This window comes from Brevundimonas sp. FG128, from assembly GCF_057809775.1.
On the sequence record NZ_JBMDKP010000003.1, the window covers coordinates 98,430 to 112,112 of the forward strand.

The 13,683-nt window shown below is 68.7% G+C and carries 16 protein-coding genes; 9 read left to right on the top strand and 7 right to left on the bottom strand.

Annotated features, from left to right (window positions below; translation table 11 throughout):
• Positions 1-137: 137 nt before the first annotated feature.
• Positions 138-641: a protein-export chaperone SecB gene (gene secB, locus ACODSC_RS09010; RefSeq protein WP_488813567.1), complete on the top strand. Its 504-nt coding sequence runs from the start codon at positions 138-140 to the stop codon at positions 639-641.
• A 57-nt stretch (positions 642-698) separates the two neighbouring features.
• The gene (locus tag ACODSC_RS09015; protein WP_488813568.1) at positions 699-1,637 is read left to right on the top strand and encodes a DMT family transporter; all 939 of its coding nucleotides are present in this window, start codon (positions 699-701) and stop codon (positions 1,635-1,637) included.
• Here the strand turns inward: ACODSC_RS09015 and ACODSC_RS09020 are convergent, their stop codons facing one another.
• Genes ACODSC_RS09020 through coaBC form a run of 3 tightly spaced genes read right to left on the bottom strand, consistent with a single transcriptional unit; the run spans position 1,638 to position 3,760 of the window.
• A complete protein-coding gene (locus tag ACODSC_RS09020; protein WP_488813569.1) occupies positions 1,638-2,018 on the bottom strand; it encodes a cupin domain-containing protein in 381 nt (126 codons plus the stop codon). It lies immediately after the preceding gene.
• A 57-nt stretch (positions 2,019-2,075) separates the two neighbouring features.
• Positions 2,076-2,534, bottom strand: a complete 459-nt coding sequence (gene dut, locus ACODSC_RS09025) for a dUTP diphosphatase (protein WP_488813570.1) — start codon at positions 2,532-2,534, stop codon at positions 2,076-2,078.
• Positions 2,531-3,760 (bottom strand): bifunctional phosphopantothenoylcysteine decarboxylase/phosphopantothenate--cysteine ligase CoaBC, encoded by a 1,230-nt coding sequence (gene coaBC, locus ACODSC_RS09030; protein ID WP_488813571.1) that lies wholly within the window; start codon positions 3,758-3,760, stop codon positions 2,531-2,533. The genes dut and coaBC overlap by 4 nt, the downstream gene beginning before the upstream one ends.
• A 109-nt stretch (positions 3,761-3,869) precedes the next feature.
• On the opposite strand from coaBC, the gene ACODSC_RS09035 reads away from it, so the two are divergent.
• Both ACODSC_RS09035 and ACODSC_RS09040 read left to right on the top strand, forming a co-directional pair.
• A complete protein-coding gene (locus ACODSC_RS09035) occupies positions 3,870-4,385 on the top strand; it encodes an S-type pyocin family protein (RefSeq protein WP_488813572.1) in 516 nt (171 codons plus the stop codon).
• Positions 4,386-4,420: 35 nt separating this feature from the next.
• A complete protein-coding gene (locus ACODSC_RS09040; RefSeq protein WP_488813573.1) occupies positions 4,421-5,263 on the top strand; it encodes an HAD family hydrolase in 843 nt (280 codons plus the stop codon).
• Here ACODSC_RS09040 and ACODSC_RS09045 read toward each other — a convergent pair.
• The 3 genes from ACODSC_RS09045 to ACODSC_RS09055 all read right to left on the bottom strand — a co-directional run bounded on the left by ACODSC_RS09045 (position 5,260) and on the right by ACODSC_RS09055 (position 6,656).
• The gene (locus ACODSC_RS09045) at positions 5,260-5,613 is read right to left on the bottom strand and encodes a PilZ domain-containing protein (protein WP_488813574.1); all 354 of its coding nucleotides are present in this window, start codon (positions 5,611-5,613) and stop codon (positions 5,260-5,262) included. The genes ACODSC_RS09040 and ACODSC_RS09045 overlap by 4 nt on opposite strands.
• Before the next feature lie 63 nt (positions 5,614-5,676).
• Positions 5,677-6,456, bottom strand: coding sequence for a type I methionyl aminopeptidase (map, locus tag ACODSC_RS09050; RefSeq protein ID WP_488813575.1), 780 nt, complete (start codon positions 6,454-6,456; stop codon positions 5,677-5,679).
• Positions 6,453-6,656, bottom strand: coding sequence for a ParD-like family protein (locus tag ACODSC_RS09055; RefSeq protein ID WP_488813576.1), 204 nt, complete (start codon positions 6,654-6,656; stop codon positions 6,453-6,455). The genes map and ACODSC_RS09055 overlap by 4 nt, the downstream gene beginning before the upstream one ends.
• Before the next feature lie 152 nt (positions 6,657-6,808).
• On the opposite strand from ACODSC_RS09055, the gene dapF reads away from it, so the two are divergent.
• The 5 genes from dapF to ACODSC_RS09080 all read left to right on the top strand — a co-directional run bounded on the left by dapF (position 6,809) and on the right by ACODSC_RS09080 (position 12,312).
• Positions 6,809-7,666: a diaminopimelate epimerase gene (gene dapF, locus ACODSC_RS09060; RefSeq protein WP_488813577.1), complete on the top strand. Its 858-nt coding sequence runs from the start codon at positions 6,809-6,811 to the stop codon at positions 7,664-7,666.
• Positions 7,667-7,874: 208 nt separating this feature from the next.
• On the top strand, positions 7,875-10,205 hold the full coding sequence (locus ACODSC_RS09065) for an NADP-dependent malic enzyme (protein ID WP_488813578.1): 2,331 nt from the start codon (positions 7,875-7,877) through the stop codon (positions 10,203-10,205).
• Positions 10,202-11,074 carry a 16S rRNA (cytidine(1402)-2'-O)-methyltransferase gene (gene rsmI / locus ACODSC_RS09070; RefSeq protein WP_488813579.1) on the top strand — a complete coding sequence of 291 codons (873 nt, stop codon included), beginning with the start codon at positions 10,202-10,204 and terminating at the stop codon, positions 11,072-11,074. The genes ACODSC_RS09065 and rsmI overlap by 4 nt, the downstream gene beginning before the upstream one ends.
• Complete coding sequence (locus ACODSC_RS09075) at positions 11,071-11,484, top strand: YraN family protein (RefSeq protein WP_488813580.1); 414 nt, start codon at positions 11,071-11,073, stop codon at positions 11,482-11,484. The genes rsmI and ACODSC_RS09075 overlap by 4 nt, the downstream gene beginning before the upstream one ends.
• 12 nt (positions 11,485-11,496) lie before the next feature.
• Positions 11,497-12,312, top strand: a complete 816-nt coding sequence (locus ACODSC_RS09080) for a SirB1 family protein (protein ID WP_488813581.1) — start codon at positions 11,497-11,499, stop codon at positions 12,310-12,312.
• Here the strand turns inward: ACODSC_RS09080 and ACODSC_RS09085 are convergent.
• Positions 12,309-13,565 carry a UbiH/UbiF/VisC/COQ6 family ubiquinone biosynthesis hydroxylase gene (locus tag ACODSC_RS09085; protein ID WP_488813582.1) on the bottom strand — a complete coding sequence of 419 codons (1,257 nt, stop codon included), beginning with the start codon at positions 13,563-13,565 and terminating at the stop codon, positions 12,309-12,311. The two genes, ACODSC_RS09080 and ACODSC_RS09085, sit on opposite strands and share 4 nt — an antisense overlap.
• Between the last annotated feature and the right edge of the window lie 118 nt (positions 13,566-13,683).

A 13,683-nucleotide genomic window follows, 5' to 3' on the forward strand; every position in this document is an offset into this window, starting at 1 on the left:
AGGGTCTCATATAGGGCGAGGCAAGGCGAAGCGCCCCCCCAATCGCGCGCACGCCGTTGCGGCCAAGCGTCCCGGCATGGTAGTCGCGGCGCCTCATTCCGGCCTCAACGGCCTCAAATCGTTTAAAGACCGTTCTCATGACCGACGCCGCTCCTCCCGCCGACACCGCGCAACCGCAACAGGGCCAGCCCGCCGGCCCCGGCTTCCGCATCCTGGCGCAATACGTCCGCGATTTCTCGTTCGAGAACCCGCGCGCCCCGGAATCCCTGCGTATCGACGGCAAGCCCGCCATCGACCTGGGCGTCGAAATGGCCGCCCAGGGTCGCCCGGACGGCCTGTTCGAACTGGATCTGAAGCTGTCGATCAAGGCCACCCACGAGAACCAGCCCGTCTTCCACGTCGAACTGGTCTATGGCGGCCTGTTCCAGCTGGCCAACGTCAGCGAGCAGGACATCGAGCCCCTGCTGCTGATCGAATGCCCGCGCTACCTGTTCCCGTTCGCCCGCGAGATCATCTCGGGCGCGACGGCCGACGGCGGCTTCTACCCCCCGTTCCAGCTGGACCCCATCGACTTCGCCGCCATCTACATCGCCCGCCAGCAGCAGATCGCCCAGCAGCCCGTCGAAACCGGCCAGGCGTAAGCCGAACTGTTCCTGCGGCCGGGGCCTTCATCGTCCTGGCCGCATCGAAAGGCGCGGATGGTCAAGGGCGTTCAGGCGACAGGCGGACGCGGCGAGGATATCGCCCGCGGCATCGCCCTGCGCATCGCGGCGGCGGGCTGTTTCTCGGTCATGGCGGCGGTGCTGAAACTGGCGTCGCTGGACGGCGTCGTCGCGCCCGAGATGCTGTTCTACCGCGCCTTCTTCGGCCTGCCGGTGGTTCTGGCCTGGGTGTTGACCCAGCCGGGCGGTCTTGCGGGCCTGACCACGCGCCGCCCCCTGGCGCATGTCGGCCGCAGCGCCCTGGGCATCGTCTCGATCCTGTGCGTCTTCCAGACCCTGACGCTGCTGCCGCTGGCCGACGCGACGACCCTCAGCTTCACCGCTCCCATCTTCGCCACCCTGCTGTCCTTCCTGATCCTGAAGGAGGCGGTCGGGCCGCGCCGCTGGGCCGCCGTCGCCGTGGGCTTCATCGGCGTGATCATCGTCATGAGGCCGGGCGCTGCCGACCATGCCGTGCCGGTCGAGGGGATCGCCTTCGGCCTGGTCGCGGCCCTGCTGACGGCCGGCGTGACCATCACCCTGCGTCAGCTGCGCGACACCGAACATGTCGCCGCCATCGTCTTCTGGTTCTTCGTCGGTTCGTCGATCGTGGGGGCGATCCTGCTGCCCTTCGTCGGCCAGATGCATTCGCCCCTGACCTTCGCCCTGCTGATCGCCTCGGGCCTGACCGGCGGCCTGGCCCAGCTGTTCATGACCGCCTCGCTGCAAAAGGCGCCGGTCGCCGTGGTCGCGCCCTTCGACTATCTCCAGATCGTCGGCGCCATCGTCTTCGGCTGGTGGCTGATGTCCACCACCCCGACCCTCAGCACCCTGGCCGGCGCCGCCCTGATCGGGTCCAGCGGCCTCTACACCGCCTGGCGCGAACACGTCCGCCGCAAGGCCGCCCTGATCCAGCCGACCGCGCCGCCGGTCTGATCAATCCCCTGGCTTCATCTCGATCCGCAGCGCCCTGAACGGGGCGGTTCCGGTGTTGTGGATGGCGTGCGGCCCCTCGGGCTCGAACCACAGGGCAGGCGGCGGCGGGCCATCAGGCAGAGGAATTCGACGCGCCTCGACCAGAACGCCGTCCTTCAGCTCATAGAGGATATCCACCAGAGGCTGAGCCGACTGGATCTGCATGACGCTGGGCCAGCGGTGGACATGGACCGGTTCGGTCTCGCCGGGCTGCACGATCACCTGCAGCACCCGCACCCGATCATTCTCCAGCACGACGACATGGTTGCCAGGCGCCGCAGTCACGGCGTCCAGAGGGTCGCTCTGCAAGGCGAGGCAGGCGACGAGAGCGAGCATGATCATGAAAGACCTCCGTGTTGAACGGAGAGTGGCACGTTTTCCGACGCGGGGATAACCGCGTTACCGCCCCGTCGATCCGAACCCGCCCGCCCCGCGCGCGGTCTCGTCCAGCGTCTCGACCTCGACCCAGTCCGCGCGTTCATGCTTGGCGATCACCAGCTGGGCGATCCGTTCGCCCCGGCGGATGACGAAGGGTTCGGCGCCGATGTTGGCCAGGATCACGCCGCACTCGCCGCGATAGTCGCTGTCGATGGTGCCGGGCGCATTGGGGCAGATGATCCCATGCTTCAGCGCCAGGCCCGAGCGCGCCCGCACCTGAGCCTCATAGCCCAGCGGCAGGGCGATCTTCAGCCCCGTGGGGACCAAGGCGCGGGCGCCGGGCGCCAGCGTCATCGGCTGGTCTTCCGGCACGGCCGCGCGCAGGTCCATGCCCGCCGACCCGGCCGTTTCATAGGCCGGCAGGGGCAGGCCCTCGGCGTGCGACAGGCGCAGGATTTGGACGGCGACGGGATCGGTCATTCGGGGCTCTTGAAATGGTCGGCGATACGGGCGGCGACGGCGCGGGCGATGGCGGTCTTGGACTGGCGCGGCCAGGTTTCGGTCCGGTCGGCGGTGACCAGCAGCACGGCGTTGCCGTCCGAGCCGAAGACGTCGTCGGACACGTCGTTGCCGATGATCCAGTCGCAGCCCTTCTTCGACAGCTTGGCCCGCGCATTGGCCTCCAGGTCCGTGGTCTCGGCGGCGAAGCCGATCACCAGGGCCGGCCGGTTCGGTCCCGGCGCGGCGACGCCCGCCAGGATGTCAGGGTTCTCGATCAGGGCCAGGGTCGGCGGGCCGCCCGGTCCCTTCTTGATCTTGCCGCCGGCGATGGTGTCCACGCGCCAGTCGGCCACGGCGGCCGACAATACGGCGATGTCGGCGGGCAGGGCCGCGCGCGTCGCCGCCTGCATCTCCAGCGCGCTCTCCACGTCGATCCGCGTCACGCCCGTGGGCGCGCCCAGCGCCGTCGGCCCGGACACCAGCGTCACCTCCGCGCCCAGCTCGGCCAGAGCCGCCGCGATGGCGTAGCCCTGTTTGCCGCTGGAGCGATTGGTCAGGCCCCGCACCGGGTCGATCGGCTCGAACGTCGGCCCGGCCGTGACGACGGCGCGTTTGCCCGCCAGGGGACGTCCGCCCGCGCCGGCCAGCAGGCCCTGAATGGCCTCCAGGATCGCCGCCGGCTCGGCCATACGGCCCGGCCCATATTCGCCGCAGGCCATCTCGCCGTCGTCCGGCCCGACCACGGCGACGCCGTGGAAGCCGGGAAAGGCCTTCAGCCGCTCCATATTGGCCTGCACCGCCGGATGCTCCCACATCCGCACGTTCATCGCCGGCGCCAGCAGCACCCGCTTGTCCGTGGCGATCAGGGTGGTCGAGGCCAGGTCGTCGGCCAAACCGTTCGCCGCCTTGGCGATCAGCCCCGCCGTCGCCGGCGCCACCACCACCAGATCGGCCCAGCGCGACAGCTCGATATGACCCATGCTGGTCTCGTCGTCGGGGTGGAACAGGCCCGACCGCACCGGATGGCCGCTCAGCGCCGCCAGCGACAGGGGCGTCACGAACTCGGCCCCGGATTCAGTCAGGATTACCCGAGTCTGGCCGCCCGCCTTGGCGATCAGCCGCACCAGCTCCAGCGCCTTGTAGGCCGCGATGCCGCCGCCGACGATCAGCAACACCTTGCGGTTCGAGAGGGAGCGATTGTCCATGCTCTCCGTCTAGCCGCCCCGCGTGGTGCCGTCGAGACGCGCAAACAGAACATTGCGCGAACATAAAGGTTGTGCTTTCATATCTTTCAGCGGGTATCTGGAGGGAAGAATGACAACGCTGAAGAGGGGAGGGGCCGTCCTGACGGCCTTGGGGCTGCTGGTTCTGGCGGGGTGCGATAACGCCTCGGCGGTCGAGACGCGAGATCGCACGGCCGAGGTCCGGCCGATCGCCCTGGCCTCCACGACGACGACCACCGACGACGAGGGCGTCGCGCCCCAGGAAAAGCCGGCCCTGACCGCCAACCGGCGCGAGACCGTCGACGCCAAGATCGCCCGTCTCTACGACCGCAACGGCGCCGACTTCGACGCCCGCTCGGCCGAGGATTATCTGGACAAGGTCACGGCCTTCACCGCCAAGCCGCCGCGCGACGTCGAGACGGTCAAACGGCCCAACGGCGACACCCTGATCTACCAGGCCTCGACCAATACCTTCGCCGTGGTCGCCCGCAACGGCGCGCCGCGCACCATGTTCAAGCCGACCACGGGCGCCGACTACTGGGCCGAGCAGAAGGCGGCCGCCCCCACCTTCGGCCGGCGCCGCCAATCGACGCCGGACGCCGGCTGATATAGAGGGCGGGCTCCACCTCAGGATCTCGCCCCATGCCCGCACCGCTGAAGACCGCCCTGATCTATGATTTCGACGGCACCCTGGCGCGCGGCAACATGCAGGAGGTGTCGTTCATCCCCTCGGTGGGCATGGACATCGGCGCCTTCTGGGAGGAGGCCGAACGCCTGACCAAGGACGCCGACGGCGACGGTATCCTGATGTACATGCAGCTGATGCTCCACCATGCGCGCCAGAACGGGTCGCCGGTGACGCGCGAGACCCTGCGCCAGCACGGCGAGGCCGTCGCCCTGTTCGAAGGCTTGAAGGACCTCAGCTGGTTCGACCGGATGAACGCCTTCGGCGCCAGATACGGGCTTGAGATCGAACACTATATCGTCTCCGCCGGCCTGGAGGAGATGATCGACGGCACGCCGATCCGCCCCGCCCTGACCCACGTCTTCGCCTCCCACTACGTCTATGACGAAAAGGGCGAGGCCGCCTGGCCGGCCGTGGGCGTCAACTACACCACCAAGACCCAGTATCTGTTCCGCATCAACAAGGGGGTGAAGAACCACTGGGAGCACGAGCGGATCAACCACTTCATCCCCGACGACGAACGCGCCGTGCCCTTCGACCGGATGATCTTCATCGGCGACGGCGACACCGACGTCCCGACCATGAAGATGATGCACACCAAGGGCGGCTTCTCCATCGCCGTCTATGATCCGCGCTCGAACGAGAAGGACCAGAAGAAGGTCTATTCCCTGATCTCGGAAGACCGGGTCAACTTCGTCGCCGCCGCCGACTACCGCGAGGGCTCGGCCCTGGATCTGATCGTCAAGGGCCTGCTGGGCCGGATCGCCATCAACGAAGGCGCCATGCCCGCCGGGCTCTAACGCCCGCCGGCCCTCAGCCAGGCGTCGCGCGCGCCCGTCAGCCGGGCGGGCGCCAGGCCGCGCAGGGACCGCGCGCCGGTCTGTTTCAGCCCCGCCTCCTGCCCCTTCTGCCACATCACCGTGGCGGGATAGGCCACGCCCTGGGCCACATCGATCACCACCACCTCGCCCGGCAGGGCCGCGCTCCGGTCCAGCCTCAGCTTCATCCCGGCGGGCGACAGATCGACGATGATGCAGGCGGTCTCCACACCGGGGGCCGAGACCACGCCCCGCGCATTGACCACCTTGCGGGTTTCGCCGCGACGGTCGGCGGGGTCGGCGCCGCGCGCCCTGGATCCAAACAAACGCATGGCCTCCGAAACGCGTCAGACGCCTGCTGGTCGCATCGCCCGCTCCGGTTCGTCAACCCTGCATCAGGCGAAGGCCGGCTGCGCTCTCGCTTCGTCCGGCCGCAGGGTCAGCACCCGCACCCCGTCGCGCGTCACCGCCACCGTATGTTCGAACTGGGCCGACAGCATGCCGTCGGCCGTCACCACGGTCCAGCCGTCGTCTTCTGTCCGCACCGTGCGCCGCCCCTGGTTCAGCATCGGCTCGATGGTGAAGACCATCCCCTCGCGCAGGGTCAGCCCCGTCCCCGCCCGTCCGAAGTGCAGCACCTGCGGCGCCTCGTGCATCTCGCGCCCGATCCCGTGCCCGCAATAGTCCCGCACCACCGAATAGCCGCCTCGCTTGGCGTGCCGCTCGATGGCGAAGCCGATGTCGCCCAGTGTCGCGCCCGGCCGCACCGCCCGGATCCCCTTCCACATCGCCTCATAGGTCGCCTGCACCAGACGCCGCGCCGGCGCCGCCACCGTCCCGACCAGATAGGTCTTGGAGGAATCGGCGATGAAGCCGTGCTTCTCCAGCGTGATGTCGAAGTTGACGATGTCGCCGTCCTTCAGCACCTCGTCCGCCGACGGCACGCCATGGCAGACCACCTGATTGCGCGAGCTGTTCAGCACGAAACCATAGCCGTACTGCCCCTTGCTGGCCGGCCGCGCCTTCAGCTCATCGATGATGAAGGCCTCGACCCGACCATCGATCTCCAGCGTGCTCATCCCCGCCAGCGCCAGCCCGTCCAGATGCGTGAACACCGAGGCCAGCAGCCGCCCCGCCTCGGCCATCAGCGCCACCTCCTCCGGCGTCTTGGTCACGCAGCAAGCTCCGGCGCCGCCACCCCCGCCGCCTTCAGCTCGCGCGCGGCCAGTTCCTGAAACGTCAGGCCGGGGTTCAGCTCGCCCAGCATGCCGATCCGGATCCAGAAGGCCGCCTGCCCATTGATCGACCGGCACGACGCCCGGCTGGCCCGCCTCAGCTGCTCGTGCAGCTCATCCTCGATATTGACGATCCCCATCAGACGGCCCCAAAACATACGATATGCATATGTTTTATATATCTCTGTCGAGGCGGCGGCAAGAGAGGTTGCGGTCGATCCGTAATCCCGACCAGCCCATCTCGCTAGGGCGAGCGGTTTCCGAAACGGAGCGACAAGACTATATCGCGTCCATGACACCGTCCGCCCAGACCCGGCCCTTCGTGAAGATAAACGGCGCAGGCAACGACTTCGTTGTCGTCAATGCGCTGGAACAGCCGTTCCGACCCACCGTGGATCAGGTTCGGGCGCTGGCTGATCGTCGAACCGGCGAGGGGTTCGATCAACTGATCGCCATAGAACCGTCCGCGTCCGGCGATTCCGCAGCCGACGCCTTCATGCGGGTGTGGAACGCCGACGGCTCCATGGTCGAGACCTGTGGCAACGCGCTGCGGTGTGTCGGCTGGCTGCTGATGGAGGCGAACGGTTCGGATCGGGTGCTGATAGACACCGCTGGCGGCCCTACGACAGCGACGCGGGCCGGCGATCGCCGCGTGACGGTGGACATGGGCAGGCCCCGCCTGGACTGGTCGCAGGTGCCGTTGGCCGAAGAGATGGATACGCGAGGCATCGAACTCCAGGTCGGCCCCATCGACGCGCCCTTGCTGCATACGCCCGGCGCCGTCTCCATGGGCAATCCGCACGTGGTCTTCTTCACCGACCTTCAGGATGATGCATTCGTGCGGGGATCGGGTTCGCTGGTCGAACACCACCCGCTGTTTCCCGAAGGGGTCAATGTCGGCTTCGCCGACGTGCTGGACCGGAGCCGCATTCGGCTTCGGGTGTGGGAACGGGGCGCGGGGCTGACCAAGGCCTGCGGCACCGGCGCCTGCGCCGCCCAAGTCGCCGCCGCCCGCCGCGGCCTGACTGACCGCAAGGCCACGGTGGTGGTCGACGGCGGCGAGTTGCTCATCGACTGGGACGAGGCCACCGACCATGTGCTGATGACTGGGCCGGTCGAGATCGAACACGCGGGCGTCCTGTCCATTTGAAGCGTCGCACAGAGACTTTGCGGAAATCCGCACGGAGCCGGGGCTGACGATCACCTTTTTCGCACATCCGTCGGCAAGGCGGCAGCCTCGACGTCCCTGAAGCCCCGCACGCGCGGCGCTGAGGCGTGCGTGGTTGTCGCGCCCCGCGCGCCGCTTTAGGAACAGAGGGAGCCAATCAAAAACGCCGCGCCCGGAAACGCCTGAAGTCATGCCCGATCAAACCGAAAAACAGACCTTCTCCGACCAAGAGGCGCTGGATTTCCACCGCATCCCCACGCCGGGCAAGATCTCCATGGCGCCGACCAAGCCGATGGCGACCCAGCGCGACCTGTCGCTGGCCTATTCGCCCGGCGTGGCCGTGCCCGTGCTGGCGATCGCGGCCGATGCGGACAAGGCCTATGACTACACCTCAAAGGGCAATCTGGTCGCCGTGATTTCGAACGGCACCGCCATCCTGGGCCTGGGCAACCTGGGCCACATGGCTTCCAAGCCGGTGATGGAAGGCAAGTCGGTCCTGTTCAAGCGGTTCGCTGACGTCGACAGCTTCGACGTCGAGGTGAAGACCACCGATCCGGACGAGTTCATCACCGTCGTAAAGAATATCGGCGACACATGGGGCGGCATCAATCTGGAGGACATCAAGTCCCCGGAATGTTTCGTCATCGAGAGCGAGCTTCAGGACTTGCTGGACATCCCCGTCTTCCATGACGACCAGCACGGCACCGCCATCATCTCCACCGCCGGCCTGATCAACGCCTGCCACGTCGCCGGCAAGCGGCTGGACGAGGTCAAGGTCGTGCTGGCGGGCGCCGGCGCGGCGGGCCTGTCCTCCATCGCCCTGATGAAGGCCGCAGGCGTCAAGGCCGAGAACACCGTGATCTGCGACCGCGACGGCGTGGTCTACAAGGGCCGTGACCACGGCATGGATCAGTGGAAGGCCGCCCATGCGACCGACACCCCGCTGCGCACCCTGGCCGAGGCCATGGTCGGCGCCGACGTGGTGCTGGGCCTGTCCGCCAAGGGCGCGATCACCAAGGAGATGGTGGCGTCGATGGCCCCCAATCCGATCATCTTCGCCATGGCCAACCCCGATCCCGAGATCACGCCGGAAGACGTCAAGTCGGTGCGCTCCGACGCCATCATCGCCACAGGCCGCTCGGACTATGTGAATCAGGTCAACAACGTCCTGGCCTTCCCCTATCTGTTCCGGGGCGCCCTGGACGTGCGGGCGCGGCGCGTGAACCACGAGATGAAGATCGCCTGCGCCCAGGCCCTGGCGGCTCTTGCGCGCGAGGACGTGCCGGACGAGGTCGCCGCCGCCTATCGCGGGCGCAAGCTGAAGTTCGGCCCCGACTATATCATCCCAACGCCGTTCGACCCGCGCCTGATCTGGTACATCCCGCCCTTCATCGCCCAGGCGGCGATGGACACCGGCGTGGCCCGCGTGCCGATCGAGGACATGGACGTCTATCGCAATGCCCTGCGTTCGCGCGTCGATCCGTCCGCCGCCCTGATGCAGAAGATCAGCTCGGCAGTGCGCGGCGGGCCCAACAAGCGCGTCGTCTTCGCCGAGGGCGAGGAGCCGGCCGTCATCCGCGCCGCCTGGGGTTTCAAACAGGCGGATTTGGGCACGCCCTTGCTGGTGGGGCGCGAGGATCTGATCCGTCAGAACGCCGCCGAGGCGGGTCTGAACTTCGACGAACTGGGCATCGAGATCATCAACGCCCGCGTCTCCAGCCACAATGTCGAAGACACCGACTGGCTTTACGAAAAGCTGCAACGCCGGGGCTATCTGCGCCGCGACGTGCAGCGAATGATCAACCAGGACCGCAACTATTTCGCCGCCACCCTGGTCGCCAAGGGCCGCGCCGACGCCATGGTCGCGGGCGTGACCCGCAACTTCAACATGGCGCTGAAGGAGGTCCAGCGCGTGCTGGACGTCGAGGACACGCTGATCGGCCTGTCGATCCTGCTGGCCAAGGGCCGGACCCTGTTCGTCGCCGACACCACCATTCACGAACTGCCGAACGCCGAAGAGCTGGCCGACATCGCCGTCAAGGCCGCCGAGACGGTTCGCAGGCTGGGCCGCAATCCGCGCGTGGCCTTCCTGTCCTATTCCACCTTCGGCAATCCGCCCGGCGACCGCGCCGAAAAGGTGCGCGAGGCGATCCGCATCCTGGACAAGAAGGGCGTCGATTTCGAATACGAGGGCGAAATGCCGCCCGAGGTCGCCCTGGATCCCAAGGGTCACTCGGCCTACGCCTTCAATCGCCTGACCAAGCCGGCCAACATCCTGGTCATGCCCGCCATCCATTCGGCCGCCATCTCGACCAAATTGGTCCAGGCCCTGGGCGGCGCGACCGTGATCGGGCCGCTGCTGGTCGGCCTGGAGAAGCCGGTGCAGATCGTGTCCCTGGGCGCCTCGGTCAGCGAGATCATCACCGCCGCCACCTTCGCCGCCTACGACGCCGGTCCCGCCTTCCAGGGGTCGGGCCTGACCTCGGCGCCGCGCCCGCCGGCGGCCGTGGTGGAGCGTTGAGCGAACCCTCGCCCTTTCCCCCCGCCGCCCCGCCGCCCCGGCGGGTGGAGCCGGGCCTCTATCTGGTCGCCACCCCGATCGGAAACCTGCGGGACATGACGCTGAGGGCGCTGGACGTGCTGGCCGCCGCCGACCTGGTGCTGGCCGAGGACACCCGCGTCACCGCCAAACTGCTGGCGGCCTATGGGCTGAAGGCCAAGCTGGAACGCTGCGACGACCATGCGTCCGGCCGCGCCGCCGACCTGGCCATCGCCCGCCTGCGCGAAGGCCAGGTCGTGGCCCTGGTCTCGGACGCGGGCACGCCCCTGGTCAGCGATCCCGGCTTCGTCGTCGCCCGCGCGGTCATCGCCGAGGGCTTGCCCGTCCATCCGATCCCCGGCCCGTCCAGCCTGCTGGCGGCCCTGTGCATCGCCGGCCTGCCCGCCGACCGGGTGCTATTCGCCGGCTTCCTGCCGCCCAAGACGGCGGGCCGCACCGCCGCGCTGGAAGGCCTGAAGGGCCAGCGCCAGACCCTGGTCTTCTTCGAAAGCGGGCCGCGCCTGAAGGACAGCCTGACCGACATGGCCGCCGTGCTGGGTCCGCGCCCCGCCGCCGTCGCCCGCGAGCTGACCAAACTCTATGAAGAGTGCGTGCGCGGGACGCTGGATGCGCTGGCGGTCGATCCCCGCCTGGATGGCCCCAAGGGCGAGATCGTCGTGGTCGTCGGCCCCGGCGAAGAGGTTCAGGCGACCGAGGCCGATGCGGACGCCGCCCTGATCGACGCCCTGCAGACCCTGTCGACCGGCGACGCCGCCTCGGAGGTCGCCAAGGCCCTAGGGCTGAACCGCAAGACCCTCTATCGCCGCGCGCTGGAGCTGAAGGGCAAGTGAAGCCGCGCCTGCCTCGCCCAGCGCCCATCCGTCGCCCCAAGGCGGCGTGGCGTCAGGCGAAGGGCGGGGCGGCGTTCAAGGCCGGGCATGCCGCCGAATGGATCGCCGCCCTGTGGCTGATGCTCCGCGGCTATCGGGTGCTGGGGTTTCGGCTCAAGAGCTGGGCCGGCGAGATCGATTTGCTGGTCTGTCGCGGGCCGGTGCTGGCCGTGGTCGAGGTCAAGCGCCGTGCGACGATGGAGGCGGCGATGCTGGCGCTGAAACCCGACCAGCACGACCGGCTGATCGCGGCGGGCGAGGCCATCCGACGCAATCGGCCCGGCCTGCAACGTCTTGATTTGAGAATTGATATGGTGGCGCTGGCTCCATGGCGCGTTCCACGTCATCTTCGCGGCGTCGAAAGGCGCTGACGAAGGGATCGCATGACGCGCGAGGAGGCCGAGGCCATCCTGACCGCGGCCGGTCAGGCCGAAGACGACGCCTTCCCCCTGCTGGAGGCTGCGATCGCCTGCGCCATCCACGACCACCCTCTTCGTGATCCCGAACCCGTGCGCGCCCTGGCCCGCAACGCCTGTGAGCGGTTGAAGGAACGGATCGGCGGCGAAAGCCCCGACGACGCCCTGTCCGAGACCCTGTGTGCGGACCTGAGGCTGAACGGCGACCTGATCCACTTCGATCATCCCGGCAATACGGACATCATCGCGGTCGCAGAGCGGCGGCGCGGCCTGTCCGCCGCCCTGGCCGTCTTCTATCTGCATGCGGCGCGGGAGGCGGGGATCACGGCGGCGGGCGTGGACTTCCCCGGCCATTTCATGATCCGCGTCGAGACGCCGGAAGGGCCGGTGGCGCTGGACCCGTTCAGCCAGGGCCGGCTGATCCTGCCCAGCGAACTGACCCGCCGTGCGCTTCGCGCCGGGCTGATGCCGCATGTCGCGGATCGGCTTGATATCCTGATGGCGCCGGTGACGGATCGACAGTCCCTGATCCGGTTGCAGAACATGCTGTTCAGCCGCGCCATTCGCGGCCGGGACTATGAGGCCGCCGAACGCTCCGCCCTGCGCCGCGCCCTGCTGGACCCAGACGACCACCGGCCCTGGCTTGACGTCGCCTCGGCGCGCGAGAAGCAGGGGGCGCTGGCCGGCTCGCTGCAGGCCCTGTCCCGCGCCCACGGTCTGGACGGGGTCGAGGAGGCGAGGCGGTTCACGACGTTCGAACGCGTGCGGATGCAGTTGAACTAGACGACCGCCTCGCCGCGCAGCAGGCGGGGCAGGTCGCCCGTCGCGCCGCCGGCCTCCTGCATGAAGGCGCGGCGCAACGGCCCGATCCGGTTGACCGCCGCCATGCCTAGGTCGCGCGCCAGGCGCACCGGCGCGATATCATTGGAGAACAGGCGCACGAAGGCGTCGAAACCCGCCGCCAGGGCCGCATTGTCGAACCGGCGCCAGCGGGCGTAGCGTTCCAGCACCGTCTCGGCGCCCAGGTCTTCGCCCAGCCTGGCGGCCTCCGCCAGCACCTCGGCCAGGGCGGCGGCGTCCTTCAGGCCCATGTTCAGCCCCTGGCCCGCGACGGGGTGGACGCCATGCGCCGCGTCTCCGATCAGGGCGATGCGCGGGGCGACCAGTGTCTCGGCCAGGCTGAGCGCCAGCGGATAGACGAAGCGCGGCCCCTCGACCGTCGCCCCATCCAGAAACTCTCCGAACCGGCGCATCAGATGGGCGTGGAAGGCCTCGTCGGAGGCGTCGCGCAGGGCCTCGCCCCGCCGCGTCGTCTCGGTCCAGACCAGGCTGGCGCGCTGATCCGTCAGGGGCAGGATGGCGAAGGGGCCGCTGGGCAGGAAGTATTCGTGGGCGATATTGCCGTGGTCGCGGCCCAGCCGAACCGTGGCCACCACGCCGCTCTGGCCATAGCCCCAACCGACGGTCTCTATCCCGGCCGCGCGGCGCACGGTCGAGCCTCGCCCTTCGGCGCCGACGACCAGCGGGGCGACCAGGGCCGATCCATCGGCCAGGGTCACGGTGGCCTTGCCCGCATCGGTCTCGACCCTGGCGACGGCGGCCGGCGCCCGGACCTCGATGCCTGCCCGCGTCACGGCCTCGGCAAGCGCGACGCGGATGCGGCGGTTCTCGACCATGTAACCGAGCGGTTCGCCCCCGGTGCGCCCGCCGATCTCGTCGGCGTCGAAGCGCAGGAAGGCCGGCGAGGCCTTGCGGCTGGCGGCGCCCGGTCGCCTGCCGTCCGTCACCAGAATATGATCCATGCGGCAGGCGTGGGGACGCAAGGTCTCTCCCAGACCCAGGGCGTCCAGCATGCGGAAGGTCGAGAAGGCCACGGCCGTCGAACGCCCGTCGAACGTCGGCGTCATCTGGGCGCTAAACGGCTGGGGATCGACCATGACGACCTTCAACCCGCCCTGCGCCGCCGCCAGGGCGAACGCCGCCCCGGTCAGCCCCGCGCCGGCGATGACGATGTCGTAGCGTTCGGTGTCGGCCATGACAGGCTTGTCGCCCCGTCGAGGCCAAAGGTCCAGTGGGCGGATTGTCCGCCCCAAGGCCAAGCTGGTAAACAGCCCCTTAACCCTGAGGGTGCGAGAAGGGGGTGAGTATCCTTTC